The organism is Pelistega europaea (assembly GCF_013133775.1).
GTDB lineage: Bacteria > Pseudomonadota > Gammaproteobacteria > Burkholderiales > Burkholderiaceae_B > Taylorella > Taylorella europaea.
Map to the genome: position 1 here is coordinate 1 of NZ_JABGBO010000025.1, position 1,199 is coordinate 1,199.

Here is a 1,199-nt window from a genome sequence, read left to right on the forward strand (position 1 = left end):
TGTACCCATCCCATTTTTAGTACAACTAAGAAGTAGAAACGGAATGCATTTGTTTGTACATTAGGGGTGTTAAACCTTTTAGTGCATCATGGGGTCTTTGCGTATTATAAACAGTTAACCACTCTTCGGTCAGTTGTTTCACCTGTTTAAGGGTTTTAAAAAGATAACACCCTAAGACCTCATTGCGGTATGTTCGGTTAAAACGCTCAATAAAGCCATTTTGGTAAGGACAACCTGGTTCAATATAATCAATGTAAATGCCGTGCTGTTTTGCCCAGTTGACGAACTGATGTGAGGTAAACTCTGTACCATTATCTACCCTAATCCGCTCTGGATAACCGTGTAACTCGGCAATGCGATCTAGGTAATAAATCACTTTGCTCGTTGGCATACCGACACTGACCTCAATCCCTAAGGCTTGGCGATTATAGTCATCCATCACATTAAGGGTTCTAAAGCGCACATGGTTCTCTAGGCTGTCACTCATAAAGTCCATTGACCAACACTGATTGGCTCGTTCTGGAGCTTGTAACGGCAATGGCTCACGAACAGGCAAACGTTGCTTGCGCTTGCTCTTTAAATTCAATTTAAGCTGTGTGTAAACACGATGTACACGTTTGTGGTTCCAAGGGTAGCCCATATGTCGAATCCTTTTAAAACACTTCATAAACCCCCAGCGAGGGTGCTTATTAGAGACCTTGGTGAGTATCTCAGATACTTCCCCGTCATCTGGCTGACGTTTCTCGTAATAAAAGGCTGTACGACTGATACCAGCCACCTTACAACATAAGGCAACACTAGCGGTAAACTTAACCCGTAGCTCATGAACCCAACTCTTGCGTTCTTGGACGGGTTTTACAGCTTTTTTATGATTTCTTCCTGCATCATGGATTTTAGACTGAGCTCGGCATACATCTGCTTGAGCCGACGATTCTCTGCTTCGAGCTCCTTTAAGCGCCTTACATCAGAGGCTTCCATCCCTCCATAACGCTCTCGCCATTTGTAGAAAGTAGCTGAGGAAATGCCATTTTGACGACATAACTCTTGAACAGGTGTGCCTGCTTCAGCTTGTTTAAGAATGTTGATGATTTGACTTTCGCTAGTGCGTTTGCTCATGGTAAAACTCCTTTGAAATAAGTTTACGGTAAAGTTCAAAAAAGTTCTACTTTCTTGTTGTCTTAATTTAGGGGATGGCTACA

Annotated in this window: 1 protein-coding gene; it reads right to left on the bottom strand. The window is 42.7% G+C overall.

Features of this window, described 5'->3' with window-relative positions:
* Positions 1 to 25: 25 nt before the first annotated feature.
* Positions 26 to 1,116, bottom strand: a protein-coding gene (locus HKX40_RS10550) for an IS3 family transposase (protein ID WP_425500463.1) whose coding sequence is annotated in 2 segments (ribosomal slippage) — positions 26 to 870 and positions 870 to 1,116 — 1,092 coding nt in all. Because the reading frame shifts where the segments join, the coding sequence is not laid out codon by codon here.
* Positions 1,117 to 1,199 lie beyond the last annotated feature (83 nt).